At 55.6% G+C, this 20,231-nt stretch carries 19 protein-coding genes, 1 tRNA gene and 2 pseudogenes; 13 read left to right on the top strand and 9 right to left on the bottom strand.

Going from position 1 to position 20,231, the window contains the following annotated elements; translation table 11 throughout:
* Nucleotides 1-161: 161 nt before the first annotated feature.
* From fnrL to FGK63_RS04505, 4 genes and pseudogenes are all read left to right on the top strand, one after another.
* The gene (fnrL, locus tag FGK63_RS04520) at nucleotides 162-902 is read left to right on the top strand and encodes a transcriptional regulator FnrL (RefSeq protein ID WP_138840387.1); all 741 of its coding nucleotides are present in this window, start codon (nucleotides 162-164) and stop codon (nucleotides 900-902) included.
* A gap of 311 nt (nucleotides 903-1,213) precedes the next feature.
* The gene (locus FGK63_RS04515) at nucleotides 1,214-1,936 is read left to right on the top strand and encodes a hypothetical protein (protein ID WP_138840386.1); all 723 of its coding nucleotides are present in this window, start codon (nucleotides 1,214-1,216) and stop codon (nucleotides 1,934-1,936) included.
* A gap of 66 nt (nucleotides 1,937-2,002) precedes the next feature.
* Nucleotides 2,003-2,317 (top strand): annotated as a pseudogene (locus FGK63_RS04510) (IS5/IS1182 family transposase); the annotation flags it as partial.
* Nucleotides 2,318-2,469: 152 nt separating this feature from the next.
* Nucleotides 2,470-3,630 (top strand): hypothetical protein, encoded by a 1,161-nt coding sequence (locus tag FGK63_RS04505; protein WP_138840385.1) that lies wholly within the window; start codon nucleotides 2,470-2,472, stop codon nucleotides 3,628-3,630.
* A gap of 145 nt (nucleotides 3,631-3,775) precedes the next feature.
* Here FGK63_RS04505 and FGK63_RS04500 read toward each other — a convergent pair.
* Nucleotides 3,776-3,894: pseudogene (locus FGK63_RS04500) on the bottom strand (transposase); the annotation flags it as partial.
* A gap of 356 nt (nucleotides 3,895-4,250) precedes the next feature.
* On the opposite strand from FGK63_RS04500, the gene FGK63_RS04495 reads away from it, so the two are divergent.
* The 6 genes from FGK63_RS04495 (at nucleotide 4,251) to FGK63_RS04470 (ending at nucleotide 9,641) form a co-directional block, all read left to right on the top strand.
* Nucleotides 4,251-4,937, top strand: coding sequence for a hypothetical protein (locus tag FGK63_RS04495; protein WP_218961106.1), 687 nt, complete (start codon nucleotides 4,251-4,253; stop codon nucleotides 4,935-4,937).
* A gap of 95 nt (nucleotides 4,938-5,032) precedes the next feature.
* A complete protein-coding gene (locus FGK63_RS04490; RefSeq protein ID WP_138840383.1) occupies nucleotides 5,033-6,001 on the top strand; it encodes a helix-turn-helix domain-containing protein in 969 nt (322 codons plus the stop codon).
* A 486-nt stretch (nucleotides 6,002-6,487) separates the two neighbouring features.
* Nucleotides 6,488-6,940 carry a DUF2924 domain-containing protein gene (locus FGK63_RS04485; RefSeq protein ID WP_138840382.1) on the top strand — a complete coding sequence of 151 codons (453 nt, stop codon included), beginning with the start codon at nucleotides 6,488-6,490 and terminating at the stop codon, nucleotides 6,938-6,940.
* The gene (locus FGK63_RS04480; protein WP_138840381.1) at nucleotides 6,937-8,247 is read left to right on the top strand and encodes a recombinase family protein; all 1,311 of its coding nucleotides are present in this window, start codon (nucleotides 6,937-6,939) and stop codon (nucleotides 8,245-8,247) included. Before FGK63_RS04485 ends, FGK63_RS04480 begins: the two co-directional genes overlap by 4 nt.
* Nucleotides 8,244-8,636: a hypothetical protein gene (locus FGK63_RS04475; RefSeq protein ID WP_138840380.1), complete on the top strand. Its 393-nt coding sequence runs from the start codon at nucleotides 8,244-8,246 to the stop codon at nucleotides 8,634-8,636. The genes FGK63_RS04480 and FGK63_RS04475 overlap by 4 nt, the downstream gene beginning before the upstream one ends.
* Nucleotides 8,637-8,744: 108 nt before the next feature.
* Nucleotides 8,745-9,641: an ankyrin repeat domain-containing protein gene (locus tag FGK63_RS04470; protein ID WP_138840379.1), complete on the top strand. Its 897-nt coding sequence runs from the start codon at nucleotides 8,745-8,747 to the stop codon at nucleotides 9,639-9,641.
* Between the two features lie 335 nt (nucleotides 9,642-9,976).
* Here FGK63_RS04470 and FGK63_RS04465 read toward each other — a convergent pair whose 3' ends face one another.
* The 3 genes from FGK63_RS04465 to FGK63_RS04455 form a co-directional block, all read right to left on the bottom strand.
* Nucleotides 9,977-10,990: a GlxA family transcriptional regulator gene (locus tag FGK63_RS04465; RefSeq protein WP_138840378.1), complete on the bottom strand. Its 1,014-nt coding sequence runs from the start codon at nucleotides 10,988-10,990 to the stop codon at nucleotides 9,977-9,979.
* Between the two features lie 486 nt (nucleotides 10,991-11,476).
* Nucleotides 11,477-12,277, bottom strand: a complete 801-nt coding sequence (locus tag FGK63_RS04460) for a glutathione S-transferase family protein (RefSeq protein ID WP_138840377.1) — start codon at nucleotides 12,275-12,277, stop codon at nucleotides 11,477-11,479.
* 4 nt (nucleotides 12,278-12,281) lie between these two features.
* A complete protein-coding gene (locus FGK63_RS04455; protein WP_138840376.1) occupies nucleotides 12,282-12,725 on the bottom strand; it encodes a cupin domain-containing protein in 444 nt (147 codons plus the stop codon).
* Nucleotides 12,726-12,822: 97 nt separating this feature from the next.
* Here FGK63_RS04455 and FGK63_RS04450 point away from each other — a divergent pair, with 97 nt between their 5' ends.
* Nucleotides 12,823-13,770 carry a LysR family transcriptional regulator gene (locus tag FGK63_RS04450; protein ID WP_246043943.1) on the top strand — a complete coding sequence of 316 codons (948 nt, stop codon included), beginning with the start codon at nucleotides 12,823-12,825 and terminating at the stop codon, nucleotides 13,768-13,770.
* 277 nt (nucleotides 13,771-14,047) lie between these two features.
* Here the strand turns inward: FGK63_RS04450 and FGK63_RS04445 are convergent, their stop codons facing one another.
* Nucleotides 14,048-14,485 carry an OsmC family protein gene (locus tag FGK63_RS04445; RefSeq protein WP_138840375.1) on the bottom strand — a complete coding sequence of 146 codons (438 nt, stop codon included), beginning with the start codon at nucleotides 14,483-14,485 and terminating at the stop codon, nucleotides 14,048-14,050.
* A gap of 36 nt (nucleotides 14,486-14,521) precedes the next feature.
* On the bottom strand, nucleotides 14,522-14,899 hold the full coding sequence (locus tag FGK63_RS04440; RefSeq protein ID WP_138840459.1) for a RidA family protein: 378 nt from the start codon (nucleotides 14,897-14,899) through the stop codon (nucleotides 14,522-14,524).
* Nucleotides 14,900-15,654: 755 nt separating this feature from the next.
* On the opposite strand from FGK63_RS04440, the gene FGK63_RS04435 reads away from it, so the two are divergent.
* On the top strand, nucleotides 15,655-15,861 hold the full coding sequence (locus FGK63_RS04435) for a cold-shock protein (RefSeq protein WP_138840374.1): 207 nt from the start codon (nucleotides 15,655-15,657) through the stop codon (nucleotides 15,859-15,861).
* A gap of 114 nt (nucleotides 15,862-15,975) precedes the next feature.
* Complete coding sequence (locus tag FGK63_RS04430; RefSeq protein ID WP_246043941.1) at nucleotides 15,976-16,947, top strand: fatty acid desaturase; 972 nt, start codon at nucleotides 15,976-15,978, stop codon at nucleotides 16,945-16,947.
* Here FGK63_RS04430 and FGK63_RS04425 read toward each other — a convergent pair.
* The 3 genes from FGK63_RS04425 to FGK63_RS04415 all read right to left on the bottom strand — a co-directional run bounded on the left by FGK63_RS04425 (nucleotide 16,939) and on the right by FGK63_RS04415 (nucleotide 20,064).
* Nucleotides 16,939-17,187 carry a ParB N-terminal domain-containing protein gene (locus FGK63_RS04425; protein ID WP_138840372.1) on the bottom strand — a complete coding sequence of 83 codons (249 nt, stop codon included), beginning with the start codon at nucleotides 17,185-17,187 and terminating at the stop codon, nucleotides 16,939-16,941. The two genes, FGK63_RS04430 and FGK63_RS04425, sit on opposite strands and share 9 nt — an antisense overlap.
* Before the next feature lie 67 nt (nucleotides 17,188-17,254).
* Nucleotides 17,255-17,944, bottom strand: a complete 690-nt coding sequence (locus FGK63_RS04420; protein WP_138840371.1) for a hypothetical protein — start codon at nucleotides 17,942-17,944, stop codon at nucleotides 17,255-17,257.
* 2,030 nt (nucleotides 17,945-19,974) lie between these two features.
* A tRNA-Ser gene (locus tag FGK63_RS04415) sits at nucleotides 19,975-20,064 on the bottom strand.
* Nucleotides 20,065-20,231: the final 167 nt, after the last annotated feature.

Below are 20,231 nucleotides of genomic sequence, written 5' to 3'. Positions count from 1 at the left end.
CGCCGAGCGACTTTGTGTGTCAATACTTGGAAACTGGACGCGTTTTTTGGGGCCTTGGGACAGCAGGCGGCAGGAAATTTCAGTGAGGAAACGCTTTCGTCAAGCTCTCTTCTGTGAAGCGAACACCACCTAGGATATCGTCAAGCCGTAGAGGGTTCAGAATGGGCAGTTTCACGAACGACTGGAAAAAATGCAAGAACTGCCCAATCCGCCACCGGGCCTTTTGTTCCCGTTGCGAACCGGACGAATTCGCAAAGCTGGAATCATTGAAATACTACCGCACATACAATGCTGGGCAAACGGTAGTCTGGGCCGGCGACAAGATGAATTTTGTGGCGTCAGTGGTGACCGGCACAGCTACTTTGAGAGAAACGCTGATCGACGGCCGCACGCTGATGGTTGGACTGCTGCTGCCAGCTGACTTTCTGGGGCGCCCTGGCCGATCGATTTCCCCCTATGAGGTAACCGCGAACACCGATCTGGTGCTTTGCTGCTTTCGGCGCAATGCATTCGAGAAGATGATGGAGGAAATGCCACATATTGGGCGGCGTCTTTTGGAGATGAGTCTTGATGAGCTCGATGCGGCCCGCGAGTGGATGTTGATTTTGGGCCGAAAGTCCGCACGGGAGAAGATAGCAAGTTTGCTCGTTGCCCTTGCCCAACGGAAAAAAGCGCTGCACCAGATTGGGCCTAATGATCGCTTGAATTTCCACCTTCCGCTAACACGCGAATCTGTGGCCGACTATCTCGGCTTGACGCTTGAAACCGTGTGTCGCCAGATTTCGGCGTTGAAACGCGATCGGCTTATCGAAATTGAAGGCAAGCGCGACATCATCGTCCCTGACCTAACGGCGTTGATACGGGAAGCCGGCGATGACGTCGGCAGTTACCCTTCAATCTGACCGTCCGCATCTCAAGACTAACGTCCGCCTGAGGTCTTTGTATTGGCGCAAACAAACAGCTTTTCCAATACTCTATCCCGGTTGACGGATACTACATTGGCGCATCTTGGGTCTTCACCCCCTTTTAGTCCAAACCGAAATCACAATGGTTGGGACGCATACGTGACCAATGCAATTGCGCATTGCTTCGCTATTGGCGTCTCTGCCTGTTGATCGCTCGCTCGAAAAAAATGCGGCGCATTTCACCGCAGGCGGGTCGACTATGGTACACTTAGAAGGCGAATTTCTATGAAAAGTTTGGAGGCCAAATCATGCAGTATCTACTGCCATTGTTCCTTCTAGTTGCATTTGTCGGTCTGGTTCCGTCACTCCACGCGCAGACGGTGAAAACCGAAACAGTCACGTCTAACACATTGAGCCGCGTGAATTATCATATCGGCGGCCTCGGGACGGTTAGCGTTTTCCTGCCGGCGGAAATCCTGCCTGGAGACACCTTGACTAGCCGCATTCGCATCGCAGAGGAAGGCGAGGAAGATTTCGACGGTTTCAAGCTGCAAATCGCGGATGAGACACACCCAGTTCGTGCCGGATTGGTTGAGTGGACTATACCCAACGATGCCGATTCAGTTTTCTTTCTGGGGTTGGTCGGGGCAACCGGAAACAACGTCGCCCGCGTTTCCGTTCCGCTGGCAGATTACCGGTCAGAAAACGAAGGAATTCGAGGCCGTGATGGCGACGGCCTCCGTGTCCTTCCTATGGATACCGTATCGGATTCCTACACTGCCATCCCCAACGACTTCTTTGACGGGATCGAAGTCATTGCCGCCTCCCCACGTGCGCTTGTCATTTTCGACACGCTTGTGCTCGACAGGAGGCCTGATCCAGTGCTGTGCTGCTCAGAGGGTGGGCCCTGCGGCCTGACGAGTTGTTGCGTCTTCATTCCGTCTAGTTCTTGCACGCACTGCAACGTTTCTGGCTACGACAAATGCCTTCTCGACGATGGTCCACCGACACCAAATCCAAGTCCTGATTGAGGTACCAATTCCCGGCCAACCAAAAGAAAATTGTTCTACATCTATGGATGTCTTTCCCGTTGCAAGGTTGCCGCCCGCAATGCAAATGCCGTTTTACGCCCACGCAAGAACGCGAAGCCGTGGAAGGCCACGAGCGCCGGCGACATCGCCCGGAACGAAGCGGTCAACGCCTCGCGAAACCTGGGCCGCGCTATCTGGCGATGGTGGAGCGGATACCACCGCCGAAGCCGCGTCGAGAGCAAGATGAACTGCATTAAACTCCTCGGCCAATCACAGATGGCAAGAGAGTTCGACCGGCAGGTCGCGGAAATCCAGGTCGGCGTCGCCGTTCTCAACATCTACACCGCTCTTGGCATTCCCTTCACGGTGCCCGTAGGATAGGTCTGTCCGAGGAAAGGGGAAGTCCGGTTACAATCCGATTTGCGCGAATAGGCCGCCCGTGCCTGGAACTCACGACTATTCTCGACGACGACGGGCGGGCATGCCTCGAGGTTATTCGCCGACCAATCGCTTAGCCGGGAAAATGGCTGAATATGGAATCGCTGGATAAGAGCCGGTTCATCAGGATCTTCGACAAGTTCAACGATGACTTGCGAGCCTACAATGGCAGCCAGTTCGTATCCTTCACTACAGGCGTTCCAGCGACATGGGAGAGCTACAAGCCCATCATCCGGAGCATCGCGCTCGAACGCCTTGGGGCAGACAAATGGACCACCAACGACATCGGCAGCGGAAGGATCCTTGCGGCTGTAATCCGCGCGATCGAGATCAAGGAAAGTCAGGACGTCAGGAACAATCTCGTTCCGTGGGAACCTCGACACAATCAGCCGAGCGAAACGGGCCGGCTCCGCGACGAACTCGGGAATGGCCCCGCACGCCAGCGCTTCGAGCGTCACGTATTCGACCTCTTCCGGGAGCGGCGAGAGCCCGCCGACATCCTCGACGAGCTCGTTGATCTAATCGGTCGTCGTTACAGCCTGATTGCGTACCTGTACTACGTCCTCGATGACAGCCGGTTCTTGCCGATCGGCACCACCACTTTCGACAAGGCATTCGAGCAACTCGGATTTGACGTTCGGACCACCGGGCGATGCTCGTGGTCGAACTACCAGGAGTTCATCGCGGCGGTGCACTGTGTCCAAGCAGGGCTGACCAAATGGGTCGGGGTCAAGGATGTCCGCCTGATCGACGCGCATTCCTATCTCTGGCTGTTGGTGCGCCTGCCGCAGAAGATCGCGCAGATGCGGCAGCAGGGCTTGCAGCGGCCGGGTGATCTCAAAACGGCCATGATCGGTCTCGCTCAAGGCGTGATTAACCGCGTCGGCAATGCCAACGGGCAGTTACTCGAGCGGGTGGTGAAGAACAAGGAGCTCTTCGGGTTCTCATCCACGGAAGCGTTTTATGACTTCCTGTGCCGCGCGTGGGAGGAGCAGGACGGACGATGTGCGCTGACAGGTCTACCGATGCTGCTGCCGCAGAAAAGGCGCCCTGTCACGGAACTGGTGGCGTCCATCGACAGGAAGGACAGTGCAGGCCACTACTCGCCGGACAATATCCAGCTGACCTGCTGGTTCGCCAATCGCTGGAAGGGAACGCAGGCGGATCACGATTTCGGCGCACTGATCGATATTCTGCGTCGGGGCGAGGAAGCCCAACGTGACTATCCGCAGCACTTTGGGGCCATCACGGAGTAACTGTGTGCCCTCAGGGGAGAGGTTGGGACAGGCGATCAGGCAGCCAGGTAATCCAAGGTGCCTTGAAGCTGGAAGCGAGACGGTGTTGGACTAAGATTTTACTGGTCTGAGCGCATGTGTATGAGCAACTGCTTGTTGCCGTGTCGGCTTCGGACACCTCCATACCGCTATACTTGGACTTCAGCTTGTAAAACGCGGACGGGTTCAGCACGTGCCGGCGGCACACCTCTGCCGTCGGCATGTCTGCCTGTGTTCCTTAACCATCCCGATAATCCACGCCTCGGTGAAGCGGCTCTTTCGCGTTCGTTTGCTCCTTCAAGGTTGGGCGGACTCTACATCATGGTGAGGGATTTCACGGGGGGAGGTCACTCGCTGTTTTCAGAAATGTTCTTGTCTGCGTTCTGGAGCCGTGGAAAGTTCGCACTTAGGAACAAACGGGCGCGCGTTTGGAGCGACCGGACGATGAAGAAGAGAAACCTTTGTTGTTACCTCCGGAGATATGATGAGCACGCGTGTTTTGTTGGCGAAAATCGGGAACCCATACCTTCCTGCCGTCCGTCGGTATGACCATGCATAACGAAGTTCCGCTCCCACCTTCCGGCTCAAGGCCTCCGCTCGAAATGGCAGCAAGGGCCCAGAAACGGCTGTGGAGAAAATTCAAAACTGCCGAGAAAGAGTTGGTGGATTTCAAGAAGAGAAATCCGGGTCCGCGCCGCGGTTCATGGTTTGATAACGGTTACGCTGGGTATTTTGGAGGTCAGTCCCAACGTCGAAGTGACGAAGTAGGATACGGTCTCGCACAGTCCCCTCGAGAACGACGGAAGCAGCTGGAAGCATCAGTAAGGGAAGCTCTGGAAAAATTGACTTCTGCGATCTGCGATCAACTGAAGTCCGGCGACCTCGTTGCTTACACTGTCCCTGCTGATCTTGGATCAGATTACCACAAGATCAATCCAAAAATGTGGGAGCGCGGGCTCAAGCTGCAACTTCGAACCGGTACGGTAACGGGTGATCGCTTCAAAAAGCAGAAAATTCTGCTGGCGCACGCCACCAGTAACAAGGCCGAAGCACTTCAAAAGGGACCGGGGAGACGCAGGCATGCTCTCGCAAAAGAAATAATGGCTGAATATTGGCGGAGCGACTCAAAGAGATTCCGCGGCTTAAGTCAGAGAAGTCAGGTTAAACTGCTTCAAACGTGGGCAAAAAATAATCACCCGGACGTCGAACCTCCCGCCGCCTCGACGCTAAGGGCCTACATACAAAAGGGACTTTTCAGGCCCGGCCCGCATGACGAGCATGATGGCTGAATATTAATTCGTGGTGAATATCTGCTCGTTTTTCCATCCAGTCACCTCTGGCAGTTCTTTCCGCATGGCCATTCAAGGCGCGGGAGAAGATTCAGATGAAAAATCCGAGCAGAACACCTCATAGCCAAGTGTCGTACAATGCAATCGACCAGGACTTAGAAATAACCACGCACCTACGACGACCATATAACCTGAAGGCGTCGCGCTGGGCATCGACGGTTCCCGGTATTGGCGCCAATGCCCGGTCCATTCTTTGGGTGTTGGCACAGTTCTGCGACGAGTTCGGCGTTGTTTGGCACAGCCACAGAAGCATAGCATTTCATGCGCAGTGCAGCGAACGGACCGCCCGAACCCATCTCGCGAGTTTGAAAGAAAAAGGGCTGATCCGTATTGTCGGTCGCCTCAGCAAAGAAAAAGGCAAGACCAGCAACGCCTATGTTTTGACCGGTTGGCCTGAGCGTACCTTAATGCCTGTCTCGGGGCATCCCAAACTCGGGCGCTCGGTAAACGAGGACAAATACGACCGCCTGGTTCGGTCCTGGCAGAAGAAAAATTCGCCTAAGGGCTCGGCAGAAGTTACCGAGAGAACAAATAACATTGAAAAAGATCCTTACTATACAGCTGAGAAAGATCCGCTGGTCGAGATAGAGAAGACCATGAATCTTTGTCGGCAGGCTCTGGGTCCCTGGTGTACCGACGAGAACAGGGAGCATCTTGGCCGGGATCTTTCGGGCTTTCTGGACCTGACCGCAATGGGTTTTTCGCTTGAGGCAGTCATCTTGCCAGTCTTGCGGGAGAAATCAACGAGCCGCCAGAAAGTCCCAACGCTGAAGAGCTGGGCTTACTTCCTTGAACCGATGCAGCGTCGGGCAGACGTATTGGCCAAGAACCAGGCGGCGAAGAAGAAGAGCCAGGACGAGATGACTTCTACTCCATCACAAGATTGCGTCACTACCAAGGGCAATCCTTCCGAGGCACAGAAAGAGCTCAAGCGCAACATCGATGGCATTCTGAAACATGCTTCGAAAAGCTGCCTGATAAAGCCGAACTGGGAGGACGAGTGATGAACAACTTGCCGTGCGAGCATGTTCTTGGCCACCAGTCCACACCCTATGCCCCCTGCGTCGGGTCCTTCCGGGCAGTTTCATCATGCGGGGGGCGGAGGCGCTTAAGTCCTCCAGTTGCAATGGAAAATTTTGGGTTTCCACATTTTTCGCCGAGGTTTCCACTTGCCCAAGGCAGGTTTCCACCTCCGCACATCTGCAACTGCAGGAAGGGTCGGTGCACTGCGCGAGCTGAAGAAAAAAAGCTCGCAACACCTGGTTATTGGTGGGCTTCGACATGACACGCGGATCCAATCCAGTACCGGCTTCGGCTTTGACACCGGAGGAGCGTCGTCGCGAACTGTGTGCGGTTCTTGCGATTGGGATGATCCGGCTTCGAATGCGCAACCGCGACAATCGGGAGACACAAGGAAAAGAGAGAAAAACATCTGCTACACATCCCGGGCAACCGGAGCGGTACTGCAAGTCGGAAAACAGGAGGTTTGCATGAAAAACCCTGATCCGATCCCTGCACGTGTTGTGGCGCTGAAGACCACTCCGACGCCTGAACTGAAAAAGCAGTGGCGCGAGTTGTTCGATACCGAACCGCCACCCTTCAACCGTCGCTATCTCGAAAGCCGGCTCGCTTACCGCATCCAGGAACTCGCTTATGGCGGGATGAAGCCGGAAACGGTGAAGCGGCTGGAACGGCTTGGTGAGGAATTCGATGGCGGCGACCGCAAGAGGAGCCGCGTCCGCGCTGACCTGATGCCCATCGTGGGCACACGGCTAATCCGCGAATGGCAAGGCGCCGAGCACGTCGTCACCGTTACCACCGACGGCTTTGAATGGCAGGGCCGGCCGTACAAGTCGCTATCGGCCATCGCTCGGGCCATCACCGGTACGCGGTGGAACGGGTGGGTCTTCTTCGGCCTGAAAAACAGGAGGGCGCGGACATGACGAAGCCGATCGTCCGGAAGCAGCGCTGCGCCATCTACACCCGGAAATCCTCCGAGGAAGGGCTCGACCAGGAGTTCAACTCGCTGCACGCGCAGCGTGAGGCTTGCGAGGCCTATATCGCCAGTCAGCGCTCAGAGGGTTGGGTGCTGGTCCGCGATCAGTATGACGACGGCGGCATTTCCGGCGGCACGCTGGATCGCCCCGGCTTGCAGCGGCTCACCGACGACATCGAGGACGGGCTCGTCGACGTGGTCGTGGTCTACAAGATCGACCGCCTCAGCCGTTCACTCGCTGACTTCGCCAAGCTGGTCGAGGTGTTCGACCGGAATACCGTGACCTTCGTCTCGGTGACCCAGTCCTTCAACACGACTACGTCCATGGGACGGCTGACGCTGAACATCCTGCTCAGCTTCGCCCAGTTCGAGCGCGAGGTGACGGCCGAGCGCATCCGCGACAAGTTTGCCGCGAGCCGGAAGAAGGGTATGTGGATGGGCGGCGTCCCGCCCTATGGTTATCGCGTCGAGAACCGCAAGCTGGTCATCGACGAGGAACGCGCCGAGCATGTCCGATTGATCTTTGCCCGGTTCCTCGAGATCGGCTCGGGCACCGAACTGGCCCGCGAGGTCGCGAAACGCGGCATCCAGACACCGCGCGGCAACCGGATCGACAAGAAATACCTGTACCGGATGCTGAACAACCGCGCCTACATCGGCGAGGCGGTCCACAAAGGCGACAGCTACCCCGGCGAACACGACGCCATCATCGACCGCGGGACTTGGGACCGTGTCCACACCATCTTGAAAGAGAGCCCCCGCAAACGCGCTGCCCGCACCCGCGCAAAGACGCCAGCGCTGCTGAAGGGGCTGCTGTTCGGTCCCGACGGCGCGGCCTTCTCGCCAACCCACACGCGCAAGGGCGGAAAACTCTACCGCTACTATGTCAGCCAGACGGTGTTGAAGCATGGCGCCGGTTCGTGTCCCGTGGGGCGTGTCCCGGCTGGTGAAATCGAAGCCGCCGTCATTGACCAGCTTCGCGCAGTGTTCCGCCAGCCCGAGATCGTGGCGGGGACATGGAAGGCGGCGCGCACCCACGCTGACGATATCACCGAGGCCGACGCGCGAGCTGCCCTGCAGCAGTTCGAGCCGCTCTGGGACGAGCTCTTTCCGGCTGAACAGGCGCGGATCGTAGCTCTGCTGGTCGAACGCGTCGACATCGGCACGGAGAACTTGAACGTCCGACTTCGCGTCGACGGGCTCGGCGGTTTGGCCCGCGAGATGCTGGCCGGTGGTGTCGAGGTCGCAGCATGACCCGCGGGGCACCGATCCCCGAGACGGTGACGCTCCACGTCCCGTTTCGTGTAGTGAAACGCGGCGGGCGAAAGGAGATTCAGTTACCTGAGGGCGCCGCGCAACCGCGGCGGACCGACAACACGCTGGTCAAGGCGCTGGCACGCGCTTTCCGCTGGAAGCGGATGCTGGATTCAGGCGAGTTCTCAACCATCGCCGAATTGGCCGGGCGCGAGGAAATCGCGCCGTCGTATATGACTCGCGTCCTGCGCCTGACACTACTCGCGCCAGACCTCATCGAGGCGATCTTGGACGGGAAGCAGGGGCCGGAAACGACACTGGCGCAGGTGCTGCAGCCGTTCCCAGCGGAGTGGGAAACCCAGCCGGAGCACTTCGGGAAAATCGGCTGAAGCGAGCCCAAAACAGACACGGTCAGGCGACGAACTGACCATTTTTGGTGCACACTGCTCGCCGTGATACACTCCGCTCATCAGAATCTCTGAAGGGAGGACGCAAAGTTGCAATTGCGCTTCTTCTCACAACTTCGCTTGTTTTGCTTGGTCGTTTTCCTACCCGGCGTAGCTGCGGCGCAGGATTTGGTTTCCCTGGCTACCTCGGGCGACATGCCAGCCTTGAAATCGGCCCTGCCTGAAGGCTCCCAGCCCGATCCGGAAACGTTGGTCCGGCCACTGTACTTCGCCTCCCAGCGTGGGCGGGCTGAGGTCGTGCGCTACCTGTTGTCTTTGGGAGCCAAACCGGACTCCGCTACAGATTTCGGCACGGCGCTCGGGATTGCGGCCCGAAACAACCACACAGAGATCGTCGCCGCCCTGCTTGCTGCCGGTGCTGATCCGAACCTGCCCGGCGGTGAAGACTTGATGAGGCCGCTCCATCAGGCCGCCGAGCGCGGCGCAATCGAGACCGCCCGAATGTTACTTGAACATGGCGCCGACGTGAATGCAGTCGCGGTTCGCTTTGGGTGGCCCGCGATTCAGTATGCCGGGTCGAAGGACCGAACCGAAATGGTCGCGTTCCTGCGGGAAATGGGAGCCGGTCCGGTGCCTGTAGATTCTCTGAAGCCGGGAGAACTCGAAGCGGTCGATCCCGAGGAAGGACGCTTGCTGGCCTACGAGTGCGGCGGATGCCATGGTCTGACGCCGGGTGAGATCAACACGGGGCAGCATCCCGGCCCGAACCTGGTCGGCGTCGTCGGCCGGGCCAAGGCATCAGTCGAAGGTTTCCCGTACTCCAAGGAGATGCGGGCGCAGAAAGGACACTGGACACCCGATGAGCTCAACGTTTTCCTTGCCGATCCGTTCAACATCGTTCCCGGGACCGACATGACCCGTGGTGGCCAGCATGATCGCGCAGCGCGGGTCGCCATTATCGCCTACCTCACTCGACTTACGCCCTAGCGGCGGGTGAATTGGGCGGGACGGCTGCGGCGCAATTCACATGGCCGAGGCTACGGCTTCCAGTATCGCGCGCGTCGTCAAATCTCCGCCAGAGGACAGGGATTTCCCGCCCTTCTTCGTGGGACGCTGGTTGGTTGATGTTTTTGATTTAGGGTTGGAACAGGCCCTCGTGGTGCGTGGTGCCAGGGGCAGCCAAGAGCCTGCAAGCGATCCGATGAACGGTTGCTCTGTCCCGCTTGGCCGAAAATGGCTGTCAGGTGGCGGTCGCATTGGAGATTGATGACCGGATTGAGCCCTAAGCGGTCAATAGGATTGCCAATCTTGAACACCGTCCATCAGGAGTAGCTAGAAAACCGAGACTGGCCGAACATTTTGCGATGTTCTGCAGGGGTCAGTCCAGTCTTTCGCTTGAACAACCTCCTAAACGACGGCGTATCGGTATAGCCGACTGCTTCTCCAACCTCCGCGACGGAGCCGTCGGTAGTTTCAAGCAACTGCCGTGCCTCTTCAATTCGCAGCGCCAAAACGTAATCCTGCGGCGACTTACTCGTTGCTTTGCGAAAGCGTCGTGCAAACGTAGTTGGCGGCAAACCGGAACGTTTAGCCATTTCTGCGACTGGGTTATCGATGGCGTAATTGTCGGAAATCCATAACTGAGCCCGTGAGATAATGGCGTCAGCATGAGGCGCCGTAGTAATCATTGAACTGAATGGTGACTGAAGTTCTCCGCGGTTAGCCATAAGCCAGACTTTTGCTGCCCGTACTGCCCTTTGCGTGCCGCCGTAATGCGCGATCAGGAACGTAGCGAGTTCCTGCCACCCGGTTGTCCCACCCGACGTAACGGGCCCGCGGGACGCATCCGCAAAGCAAAGTCCGCGGTCGATGCGAAGCCGCACGTTTGGGTAAAACCTTCGAAAAAGGCCTTCCCAAGCCCAATGTGTGGTCGCTTCAACCCCATCCAAAATACCTATTTCCGCCAAATAGACCGCTCCTGTACAGGCTGACACGATACGCGTCTTGGCCAAGTCGCGCTTGGCAAGCCACCCCAAACAAGGATGTTGTTTGGGGTCGAGTCGGTCGTGCGGTGAAAGTGTCAGTCCAGGTACGACAACAATGTCAGCGTCGGCTGCGTTCTTAAAGGCCTGGTCTGGCGCCATCCACACACCACTTCCGCAACGAAACCCCTCAATGTCCGGGCCAACGAGGCTGACGTCAAACACCGGCACAGGCTCCTCGCCGCTCACCAGATGTTCCCAATCTCGCCCTGCGGCCACCAAAGTGTCATATAGGCCAAACACGCTGGAGGCGCTGGTTTCTGGGGTGGCAACGATCTGAACCGAAAATGGCATCGGCAGAATTCCCAAAGTGGTGAATTTGGCCCCTTTTTAGCTGTTCCGCCACTCACACCCAACGAAAAATGTCGCGCAGTCTTCAAGGGCACATAGCCTGATGGAGGTATCAACGAGATGAACGCAGTTTGGAGTTTGTTTTTTGACCCTGAAAAGCCGATCGTTCCGAAAAGACTCGCGTCAGGAAAAATTGGCCGAACAGATGACCAAGGAAGAGGAACCGACAACTGCAAAGTGACGGAAGAGATGTGGAAATCGGTGATCTATTTTGGACCAAGCTGTTCACTGGTGAGAGACCGTTAGTTTGTGCAATTGCGATGTCCGCTTCTACGCTTAGCCGCCAATACTTCTCTTGCGAGCGGACACTCCGGATCTCCAAACCCGACCTTCGTCCACCGCGCAGAAAACGGCCGGATCGCGCCCACTATATCTGATGCTGCAATCTACACGAACGTCCGGTTTGTAAGACACCTTCGATACGGCGGCTCAGGCTACGAGGCCGAGCTCGCTATCAGTGGCCGTTCCCGAATACTTGTCCCGGGGGGGCATTGGTCTAGATTGCCAGCCGGGTTCGAAAACGAAGCTGGAGACAGAACGTCCTTCAGGCAAAACGCCATTTCCTTGACCAAGCGCGTAATCGTAGTAGAGCTTGATGATTTCCTCTTTGGCGACCTGCTTTGTGGCAGAATGGGCCATGCATGCCTCGCGCCACGCGCGAACGCGGTCATAGTCTTTGCCCACGGGCAGTTCGAAATCTTCGTAGTATTCAAGGAACCAGAATCGTTTGAACATCGGTGTGAAGACAGCCTCCGCTAGACCGAAGTCTTCAAACAGGTATGGATCCCGTGGGTTTTGTTCGACAAGAAAACCATTGATGTCCCTGTAAAGCGCCAAGAGCTTGTCCAGATGCTCATCCCGACGCGCATGGTCCTGGTTCATGACGAAAAGATACCCTGCCATCGTGAAAGGACCCTCGCGGGCGATCAGCATCGATTCAATGGCGTGTTCGACCGGATCGCTTCGGCGCAGTGGGGGGCCTTCGAGGGCTTCGTCAAGAAAGCGCAGGATCACAAGGCTCTCTTTCAGAATGCGACCGTCAGTGGTCTCCAGCACCGGCAAGGCAGTCGTTCCGCGAGTCTTTGCCAAAAGTTCGGGATCGCGCGGTTTGGTGATGTCCACAACCTTAAACTCGACTGCATCCGTCTTCCCCCGGAGGGTCAATAGGATTTCCAAGCGCTGTGAAAAGGGACAGACGGGAATGTGGTAGACGGCGTGCTTCTTTGTCATTTCGTCAGTCCAGAGGTGGGCCGGTGAAGGTCATGTTGTGCCGCTTGGCGGATTCTTCGATGTTGGGCATGTCTTCTGGAACACGGTACTGACCAGCCGCCATGTCCGCAAAAAACCCCTCAAAGCCGCCGGGGGTGAGGATCACAAGGTGGCGGCACGGCTCATCACCGACTACCTTGAAAGTATGCTCCTTACCCCGTGGGATGAAGACGCTCTTGCCCACACCTGCCGTAAACTCATCGCCGTTCAGCCAGAACTTGCAGGTCCCAGTGAGGATCACAAAGGTCTCGTCCTCGTTCATATGCACATGTCGCGGGGGGCCGCTCCCTACCGGGGACAAACTGTCCACAATGGACATCGCTCCGCCCGTCTGTTCAGGGGTCAAGATTGTCTTGTACTGAACGCCGAGCCATTCGATGGCTTCGTCAATTTGGTTCAGGTCTTTCATCGTTTCTCTCCCTTGGCGATGGATTGAAACGAAAGCGCTTTCGTTGACATAAACCTACATCAGGGCCAACCTATCAGGCAAACTGCATTGTATGATAATGGGTATCGGCCAAGTGAATTTCGCAACGCTCGACCTGAACCTTCTGCGCGTGCTGGATGCCCTCTTTAGCGAGGGATCAACCGTCAAGGCGGCCAACCGGCTGGCCATGTCGCAATCTGCTGTCTCCGGAGCGCTCTCTCGTCTGCGCCATGCATTGGACGATCAACTTTTTGTCAGGCAGGGGAACCGGTTGGTCGCGACTGATTATGCCGCCGGACTCAAAGCCGGATTGCGAGAAGAACTGGAGCACTTGGAGGCTTTGCTTACCCCACCGGCTGTCTTTGACCCAAAAACCGCCAAAGGCACTTTCAGAATTGCGGCAAGCGACTTCTTCGCCGAGCTCTTGATGCCGCCCTTGGGTGATCTCCTGCATAAGTCAGCGCCCCACCTCACGGCGCAACTCGTCGACCTTGTTCCCAACGATTACGTGGCAAGCCTTGAACGGCGTAAAGCTGACATCGCGCTGATCCCGGACTTGGCGCTGCCAGAGTGGGTCAACCGGGCGCCGCTCTTCCATTCCCCGTTCCACGTGATCGCGCGCGCGAACAATCCCGGTATCGCCGGACTGAAGGATGGGATGCAGATGCCGATGGAGATCTTCTGTGCGCTTCATCACGTCCTGTTCTCCCCCGAAGGAAACCTCGCTGCTATGGGTGATGCAGCCCTTCACCGGGTCGGGAAAAGCCGACAAGTTGCGATGACCGTCCCTGTCTTTAGCGGGGTCTGCCGAGCGGTTGGCGAAAGCGACCTAATTGCGCTTGTGCCTGCGCAACTTGCGTCGAAAGTGGCCGAGACATTCGGGCTTTGCGTGTTCGAGCCGCCGATGAAGATTGATCCGGCATTGATCATTGGCATCTGGCACAAGCGATCCGATAACGCCCCTATGGCCGCCTGGATGCGGAGCCAAGTCTTCAGTCTCATGACGGCATTGGATGTAGATGCATAATCAGCCTGCTCACTAACGCATCAACTGGCCGATTCCGATAAAAAAGACCGAACGTCAGATTTGATCTCGCCTGTATGTCAATGCGGACACTGGAGCAGAGGCCGCAAATGGCAGTGGCGTTGCGCGCTGTGTCAGTTCATGTCCAGCGCAGCGAAGGGCGGATCATCCTAGTCCGGCGGTTCGCTAGGACCGCGGCGAACTCACCCTTTGAGCCCATACCTCGCAATTGCTGCGCTGTGCGCGAATGTCGGATTCGGAGTTTCTCTCGCCTTACGAACTACCGAGGAAGAGGTTTGTCACGGGGCCGAAGGTCAGACAACAGTATTGATACAGGCACACCTTTGGCAATTGAGTTGCTGACCATGCAACTCAACTTGGCTTCTTCGATGATGTTGACGGCATCAATTCCATCCTTCGTGAAGCATGTGACAACCATCTCGGCAGAAGTGGCGATAATCGGATCGCCTTCGAGAAAGAGCGTGACCTGAACATCAATTTCGGCGATCTCGACCGCATGGGAATGAGCAACGTAGCGGAGGTCGTTGCAAAAGCATCCGCCAATCGCCAATGCCAGCATTTCTGCCCCGTTGAAACCCAATCCTAATCCTCCGGCTTTTCCCGCAGGACGATCTGCAACGATTGTATGGCTTCCAGCCCAACCTATCGCCGCCTCGGTTCCGGCGATATTGTTCAGATGAACGTTGACGCTAGGCATGCCCGACGACCAGTCTGATGGTCGCAGTGGACTTTATCATCCTGCAATGCCTTCCTTGTTTGACGAAATCACGGCATCAACCTCGATTTCGACCAGCCACTCAGGATTTACGAAACGGTTGATAGCCATGATCGTGTCCACTGGCCGCGAGTCTTTGCAATAGTGTTTTCGCGCCTCAATGGCCTCTTTCCAATTGTCGATGTCTGTCAGAATGACGCGAGTGCGCACGATGTCGTTCAGGCCTGAACCAGCATCTTCCAATGCGGCCTTAATGATTTCAAAACACTGTTTCGTTTGTGCGTAGACGTCACCGACGCCAACAGTCTTGCCACTTGCGTCGACAGGAGCGGTTCCTCCGACAGCTATGAATGGCCCCACACGAACGGCTCTACTAAAGCCGACGATTTCTTCCATTGGGTTGCCGTTAGATATGAGCTGGCGACCACTCATAGCATGTTCCGTCCCTCGTTCAGGATAATTATCCGAGCGACCACTTCGTCTGTCTAGATCAGAACCGGCAATTCCAGTGTCGGTATTGGAGCAACTTCGCGGGAGCAGTCATTCATTGTTGAAAGATCAGCGGCCGCGCTGTCCGCTAGGCTGACGTTCTTTAAGATCACGTTGATCGACCAATCAGAGCCCTTATCGACCGTTGCGCTTCCGCTGGGATGCTGCGGGTGCAGTCGGCAGGTCGCAGCCCAAAGTGGGCAAGACGTTTCAGCACGTCGGGCGGATTACGGACCTTCGTCGCGGTGCCAATCTGATCACCCAATAAAGATGGAAACCGACATTCAGAGCGGACCAAGTTTGAGGTTTGCTCTGCATCGCCGCAGGGCGGCACCGAGCCCAACCCGCAAATCCTGAGAAATCTGAGAGCGGCAACCGCTCTCGGCTGGTTTGGTCGGTGAAGTTGACCTCCGATTTTGGATCGCATAGCAACTTCTCCGCCTCTCATTGTCCTGTTCTGTATTAGACAGACTCAAAATCTCTGTTGCTCTTCATGGCTTCAAGGCTTGTATCGTACGTGCTCGAAGTCCATATACGTCAGGCAAACGTTTTTCTTTTTCGACCTGCTGTCTCCCAAATTCGGCGTTCAGTCTTTCGATTCAGACCGACCGCGCCGAGTCGCCGCAATGAAGCGGGCGGCAGAAATTTAGGAGACTTCAATAATGGCAAATGGCACAGTAAAGTGGTTCAACTCGACCAAAGGTTTTGGATTTATCGAGCCTGAAGATGGCAAGCGCGACGTGTTCGTGCACATCTCGGCACTTGAGCGTTCCGGCATTAACGAACTGAAAGATGGCCAGAAGGTCACATTCGACGTGGAGGCTGGTCGTGACGGACGCGAAAGCGCCGCCAATCTGGCACTCGCCTGACCTCATACGGGCACCCTTGCGGGTGCCCGTTTTCTCAATGGGCTCCCAAAGAGCCGTTGGAGAACAATCAAGTTGCAACCGCAGGAATGGACCCGGGCGCTCGCGCAATACCGAGTGCCCGATACGAAGCGCAGTGTTTTTGAACTGGCGATCACTGTTATCCCCTTTTTGGCACTATGGGCCGCAGCTTGGCTTGCATTGCCCATCAGTGTCTGGGCCGCTATCCTGCTGGCCATCCTGAATGCCGCATTTCTGGTTCGTATCTTCATAATCATGCATGATTGTGGTCACGGTTCTTTCTTTAGAAACCGCACCGTTTGCAATTGGACGGGTCGAGTTCTGGGAGTTCTTGCCCTCACACCATATGATGTCTGGCGGCAAAGCCACGCGATCCACCACTCTTCAACTGGCAACCTTGATCGGCGGGGAATGGGCGACATCCCTACATTGACTGTTGAAGAATACCTGAATCGGAAGTGGGCCGGGCGTGCCGCTTACCGGCTGATCCGGAATCCCATCTTCCTGTTCTGTGTAGTGCCCATCTATACGTTCTTTCTTCAAAATCGCTTACCTATTGGCTTCATGTGGTCAGGCTGGCTGTATTGGGTAAGTGCGATGGGAACAAACGCCGCGATTGCGGGACTTTTAGCTATAGTTTTTTGGTCCGGAGGCTTGGATGTGCTGTTGTATGTATTCCTTCCGACCATGATTGTCGCCGCGTCGATTGGTTTTTGGCTATTCTACATTCAACATCAGTTTGAACACACGACCTGGGAACGGGAAGCGGGGTGGAAGCTGCAACACGCGGCATTTTTTGGCAGTTCTCACTATGCTTTACCCGGCATCCTGCGCTGGTTCTCCGCCAATATTGGGGTGCACCATGTCCACCACCTTGCCAGCCGGATACCATTTTATCGACTTGACCAAGTTTTGCGTGATCACACTGAATTAGCGGGATGCCAACGTATCACCCTCTATGAGAGCCTTCACTGTGCACGGCTGCATCTCTGGGACGAAAATGGTAGACGCCTGTTAACATTCTCTGAAGCTTTGTCGATTGCCAATTCCAAGGATTTGTCAGTGTAACCTGGGGCGTACCAGATAGGCTTCGATGGTATCGCCGCCCAGGGCGCGTATGGCCTCCAATCTGTGGAGGCCTTCGATCAGCACGAACCTCTTATTGTCGGCACGTATTTGGATCGGAGTCGTCTGGCCGTTTTTCAAAATATCTTCAGCCAGCGTCAGAACTTTTTGCTGATCAAGTGTTTTTGCACGTTTTATAGGCACATAGATCAATTCGAGCGGGTATGGTTTTTTCTCCAGCATAAGCTACCTTTGCAGCCTTTCGTGCATTCGGTTCGGTTTCCTTTCGAAAGCAGCGCTGGTACATACATCAAAGTACCAAACGAACAGCGCCGCGCAGTTCCTGATGCATGATCCAAGTCGCCGGTTCATCGTCACTTTCGATATGAGAGAAGGCCAGGATCTGAGCAGCGCCATCGTTCTGTGCTGATCCGGTTTCGGGAAGATCGAGTTCCAGATATTCCGCGATCATTAGCCCTACTTTTTTGAAGACCTTGATGGATGCCTCGCGCGACTTGTAACCGGCTGCCTGAGATAGTTGACCAATGGTCAGACCTTCCTTCCCTGCGATTGAAAATGCTCTGAGCATAGCAACCTGCGCCGGTGTAAACCTGACTTGCTGCAAAGCTTCTATGTATTCTCTTTCGCCGGGAACAAAGGTTCCGGAATTTCCTTCCATACGGCGTTGGCCGCTGCGCTTCCTGTCGCGTTCTTCGAGAGTTTCTTTTAACGCTTCGATAGCGATTGCCGGTGTTTCGCCAACTGACTCGGCAATCAAGCCTTGTGTTTTAGCCGGTGGCTTGGGGAACGCCCGTGCCACGCTGTTACCGCTCAGAATGCCAGCTTTTATCAGGTACTTTCCGAACTCTTCTTCAATAACTCCGGATACGTCAGCATTCCGCGATTTTCGAACACTGCGGTCCTGAAATGCTCTTTCTTCCATACCACGAACTGATGTCTTTGAGGCCTGAAGGCTTACTTGAGGGGCTTTTTTGCGCATCAGAGAAACACCACACCAATTATCGCTGCTACGAAAATAACTGACACAATAAACAATTTGATTCCGTAAGTTAGGCGACGAGCCCTTTCGGCTTTGAGCCCTTTGCCCGGATTTTCATCAATCGACTTGAGGTTCACGGTTTGATCTTTCTGGCTATGTCAGGGCGATGGCGAATTCTGCTAGCCTATTGTCGCGGCACGTATTCGACACATGTATCGTTCTGACGTTTGAAGGGTTGATTGCAATCCCATCCATCACCTCTTCGGTTCAAATGAGCTTTTGATGGGACGATGATCGCTTTGCACTTGTTTTGACTTACGCGGAAACCACGCTCGCATTTCCATCCAGAATGTGTGTCAGACGCAAGATATGCGTGATCAGGAATAGCAACAGGCTCGCAACGGCTCTCTACTGACCTGAATCCTCTGAGGCACACCCAGCCGTCTGTGCTGTTCTTGTCGGTAAGGCGACCGTTTCGGGGGACTTCTATTGCAACACAATCACGGCCTTCTTTGCGAAATCCCCAGTTGCAATGTGTTTCCTGTACGCCAAATCGGGTTTCGACGAACCCGTTTTCAGGCGCGATCAATTCTTCACATTCTTCTCCAATACGCTGGAACAATCGATTGCAGTGCCACCGATCCCCTGTCGAATCGAGGTAGGCGTTTCCAGGAATTCTTATTTCCTCACAGACATCCCCAGTACGTTGGAATCCATGGTTGCACTCCCAGCTTCGACCATAGGAACTGCCTGTCGAATATGCGTTTTCAGGTACATTTTCTTTCTGGCACGATCCGCCCCTGTGTTCGTAACCTTTGTCACAAACATATCCGTCAGCGTTTCCGGCCATTTGGGAGTTTGCAGGCGCTACCTGAGCTGAAAGTTGCGTTCCCAAAAGCAACACGAAGTTTGTCAGGATCAACCACGAAACATCGTGCGTACACTTGATTGCAGACAGGATAAAACCGTGTCTGGAGCCGGATCTATCGGGCATCCGGCACGCATGTTATGAGCCATGTATTGTTCATGTATCGCCTTCTTTCATGTGTCGCGCATCGTCTGGAAATTTTCGGTGACAATAGCGAACATTTGCGAGCAACGAGTTCGTTCCGAACACCCCAGCGAAACCCGTTCCTTTGCTGGGGCACATGCTACAGTTATTCTGAGGGCCATTGGATCATCGAAGCCGGCAGCATCGCGACGACGAGTAAATTTCACCAATACACACTTGTGGTTCTTAGTCAGCAAGGAGTCAAGGAAGTTTCCTTCGTCGCAATGCTAGTAACACTTGGATAGATTGCTTGTTGATACAAGCACAAGATCAGGCGGCAATGTAAGCAATCGGATAACCTACAGCAAAGTAGTCACTTTGGGACAAGCTCACCAAACTTCGCAAAGCCCTCTTTCTGCACAAAAGTGGACGCAGATTGATGCCTAGGCTGCACTCGCCGCGAAAGGGAGTTGTGTCCCGCAGACCACGCGTTCGACGGGCCTTCGTTTTTGCGCTTGCAGCGAACGGCAGGTTCGACGGGTCGCGGTGCAGCGACATTGATCAAGGTCGAATGGCAGGAAAGGGCTGGTCTCGAATCTTTGCAAAGTCCGCTTTCTGCGCATCGCTGCCGTTAGGGACGATTTGGGCTGCAAGGGTAGCGAAGGTCTATATTGGTCTGCAACCCGGTCATTGAGGCGGGCCGCAGCGAACAACTGCAATGGGGACGGTTTTGCGGGAGCGACATACCGGCTGCAGTGGAAGTTCGAGCGCCAGCGAAGGTTCGATTTCTGCTCCATCCGGCGAGTGCCACTGAGGTCGGAGTGTCCGGCTCGGCAATCCGAAAAGATATGGAACCTTAGAGAAATACAAGCTTGGCACTTAATTGGTGCAGTCATCAGGTTCAGAGAATTTGGGCCTGAGAGAATGGTATCCGGCCCTTTTCAGCCGACCGAGGTGAGAGCCCAACCGCTATAACCATCTAAAACAAAGAGAAATTCCGGTGGGGCCTGTGGGCAGAAAACTAGTTTGTTAGGTCAGGTGGCGGAGACGAAGGGATTCGAACCCTCGAGACGGTTTCCCGTCTACTCCCTTAGCAGGGGAGCGCCTTCGACCACTCGGCCACGTCTCCGCCGCCGGGTATAGCCGTGCAAGCGACGGAAGTACAAGGGCGATTTTGGTGGGGCGGGGTCTTTTTTGGGCCAATGTGACAAGCCGTTGAAAACCGGCGGAAAGGCCGGACCTTCCGCCAATTGCGCCGGCCAGTCGGCAATCGGACATGCGGTCACGAGTTGCGCG

Origin of the sequence: Ruegeria sediminis, from assembly GCF_005938215.1 — a bacterium.
In the GTDB taxonomy this organism is placed as follows: Bacteria; Pseudomonadota; Alphaproteobacteria; order Rhodobacterales; family Rhodobacteraceae; genus Ruegeria; species Ruegeria sediminis.
Note: the sequence above shows the minus strand (reverse complement) of the source record. Positions and strands in the feature narration are given on the sequence as shown.

Bases quoted from the DNA above. Each gene is read 5' to 3' on its own strand.
- FGK63_RS04425 (WP_138840372.1), bottom strand. From the start codon at position 17,187: ATGCTGGAGAAAAAACCATACCCGCTCGAATTGATCTATGTGCCTATA.
- FGK63_RS04480 (WP_138840381.1), top strand. From the start codon at position 6,937: ATGACGAAGCCGATCGTCCGGAAGCAGCGCTGCGCCATCTACACCCGG.
- FGK63_RS04435 (WP_138840374.1), top strand. From the start codon at position 15,655: ATGGCAAATGGCACAGTAAAGTGGTTCAACTCGACCAAAGGTTTTGGA.
- FGK63_RS04485 (WP_138840382.1), top strand. From the start codon at position 6,488: ATGAAAAACCCTGATCCGATCCCTGCACGTGTTGTGGCGCTGAAGACC.
- FGK63_RS04495 (WP_218961106.1), top strand. From the start codon at position 4,251: ATGGCAGCAAGGGCCCAGAAACGGCTGTGGAGAAAATTCAAAACTGCC.
- FGK63_RS04515 (WP_138840386.1), top strand. From the start codon at position 1,214: ATGCAGTATCTACTGCCATTGTTCCTTCTAGTTGCATTTGTCGGTCTG.
- FGK63_RS04475 (WP_138840380.1), top strand. From the start codon at position 8,244: ATGACCCGCGGGGCACCGATCCCCGAGACGGTGACGCTCCACGTCCCG.
- fnrL (WP_138840387.1), top strand. From the start codon at position 162: ATGGGCAGTTTCACGAACGACTGGAAAAAATGCAAGAACTGCCCAATC.
- FGK63_RS04450 (WP_246043943.1), top strand. From the start codon at position 12,823: ATGGGTATCGGCCAAGTGAATTTCGCAACGCTCGACCTGAACCTTCTG.
- FGK63_RS04465 (WP_138840378.1), bottom strand. From the start codon at position 10,990: ATGCCATTTTCGGTTCAGATCGTTGCCACCCCAGAAACCAGCGCCTCC.
- FGK63_RS04505 (WP_138840385.1), top strand. From the start codon at position 2,470: ATGGAATCGCTGGATAAGAGCCGGTTCATCAGGATCTTCGACAAGTTC.
- FGK63_RS04445 (WP_138840375.1), bottom strand. From the start codon at position 14,485: ATGCCTAGCGTCAACGTTCATCTGAACAATATCGCCGGAACCGAGGCG.
- FGK63_RS04460 (WP_138840377.1), bottom strand. From the start codon at position 12,277: ATGACAAAGAAGCACGCCGTCTACCACATTCCCGTCTGTCCCTTTTCA.
- FGK63_RS04420 (WP_138840371.1), bottom strand. From the start codon at position 17,944: ATGCGCAAAAAAGCCCCTCAAGTAAGCCTTCAGGCCTCAAAGACATCA.
- FGK63_RS04490 (WP_138840383.1), top strand. From the start codon at position 5,033: ATGAAAAATCCGAGCAGAACACCTCATAGCCAAGTGTCGTACAATGCA.
- FGK63_RS04455 (WP_138840376.1), bottom strand. From the start codon at position 12,725: ATGAAAGACCTGAACCAAATTGACGAAGCCATCGAATGGCTCGGCGTT.
- FGK63_RS04440 (WP_138840459.1), bottom strand. From the start codon at position 14,899: ATGGAAGAAATCGTCGGCTTTAGTAGAGCCGTTCGTGTGGGGCCATTC.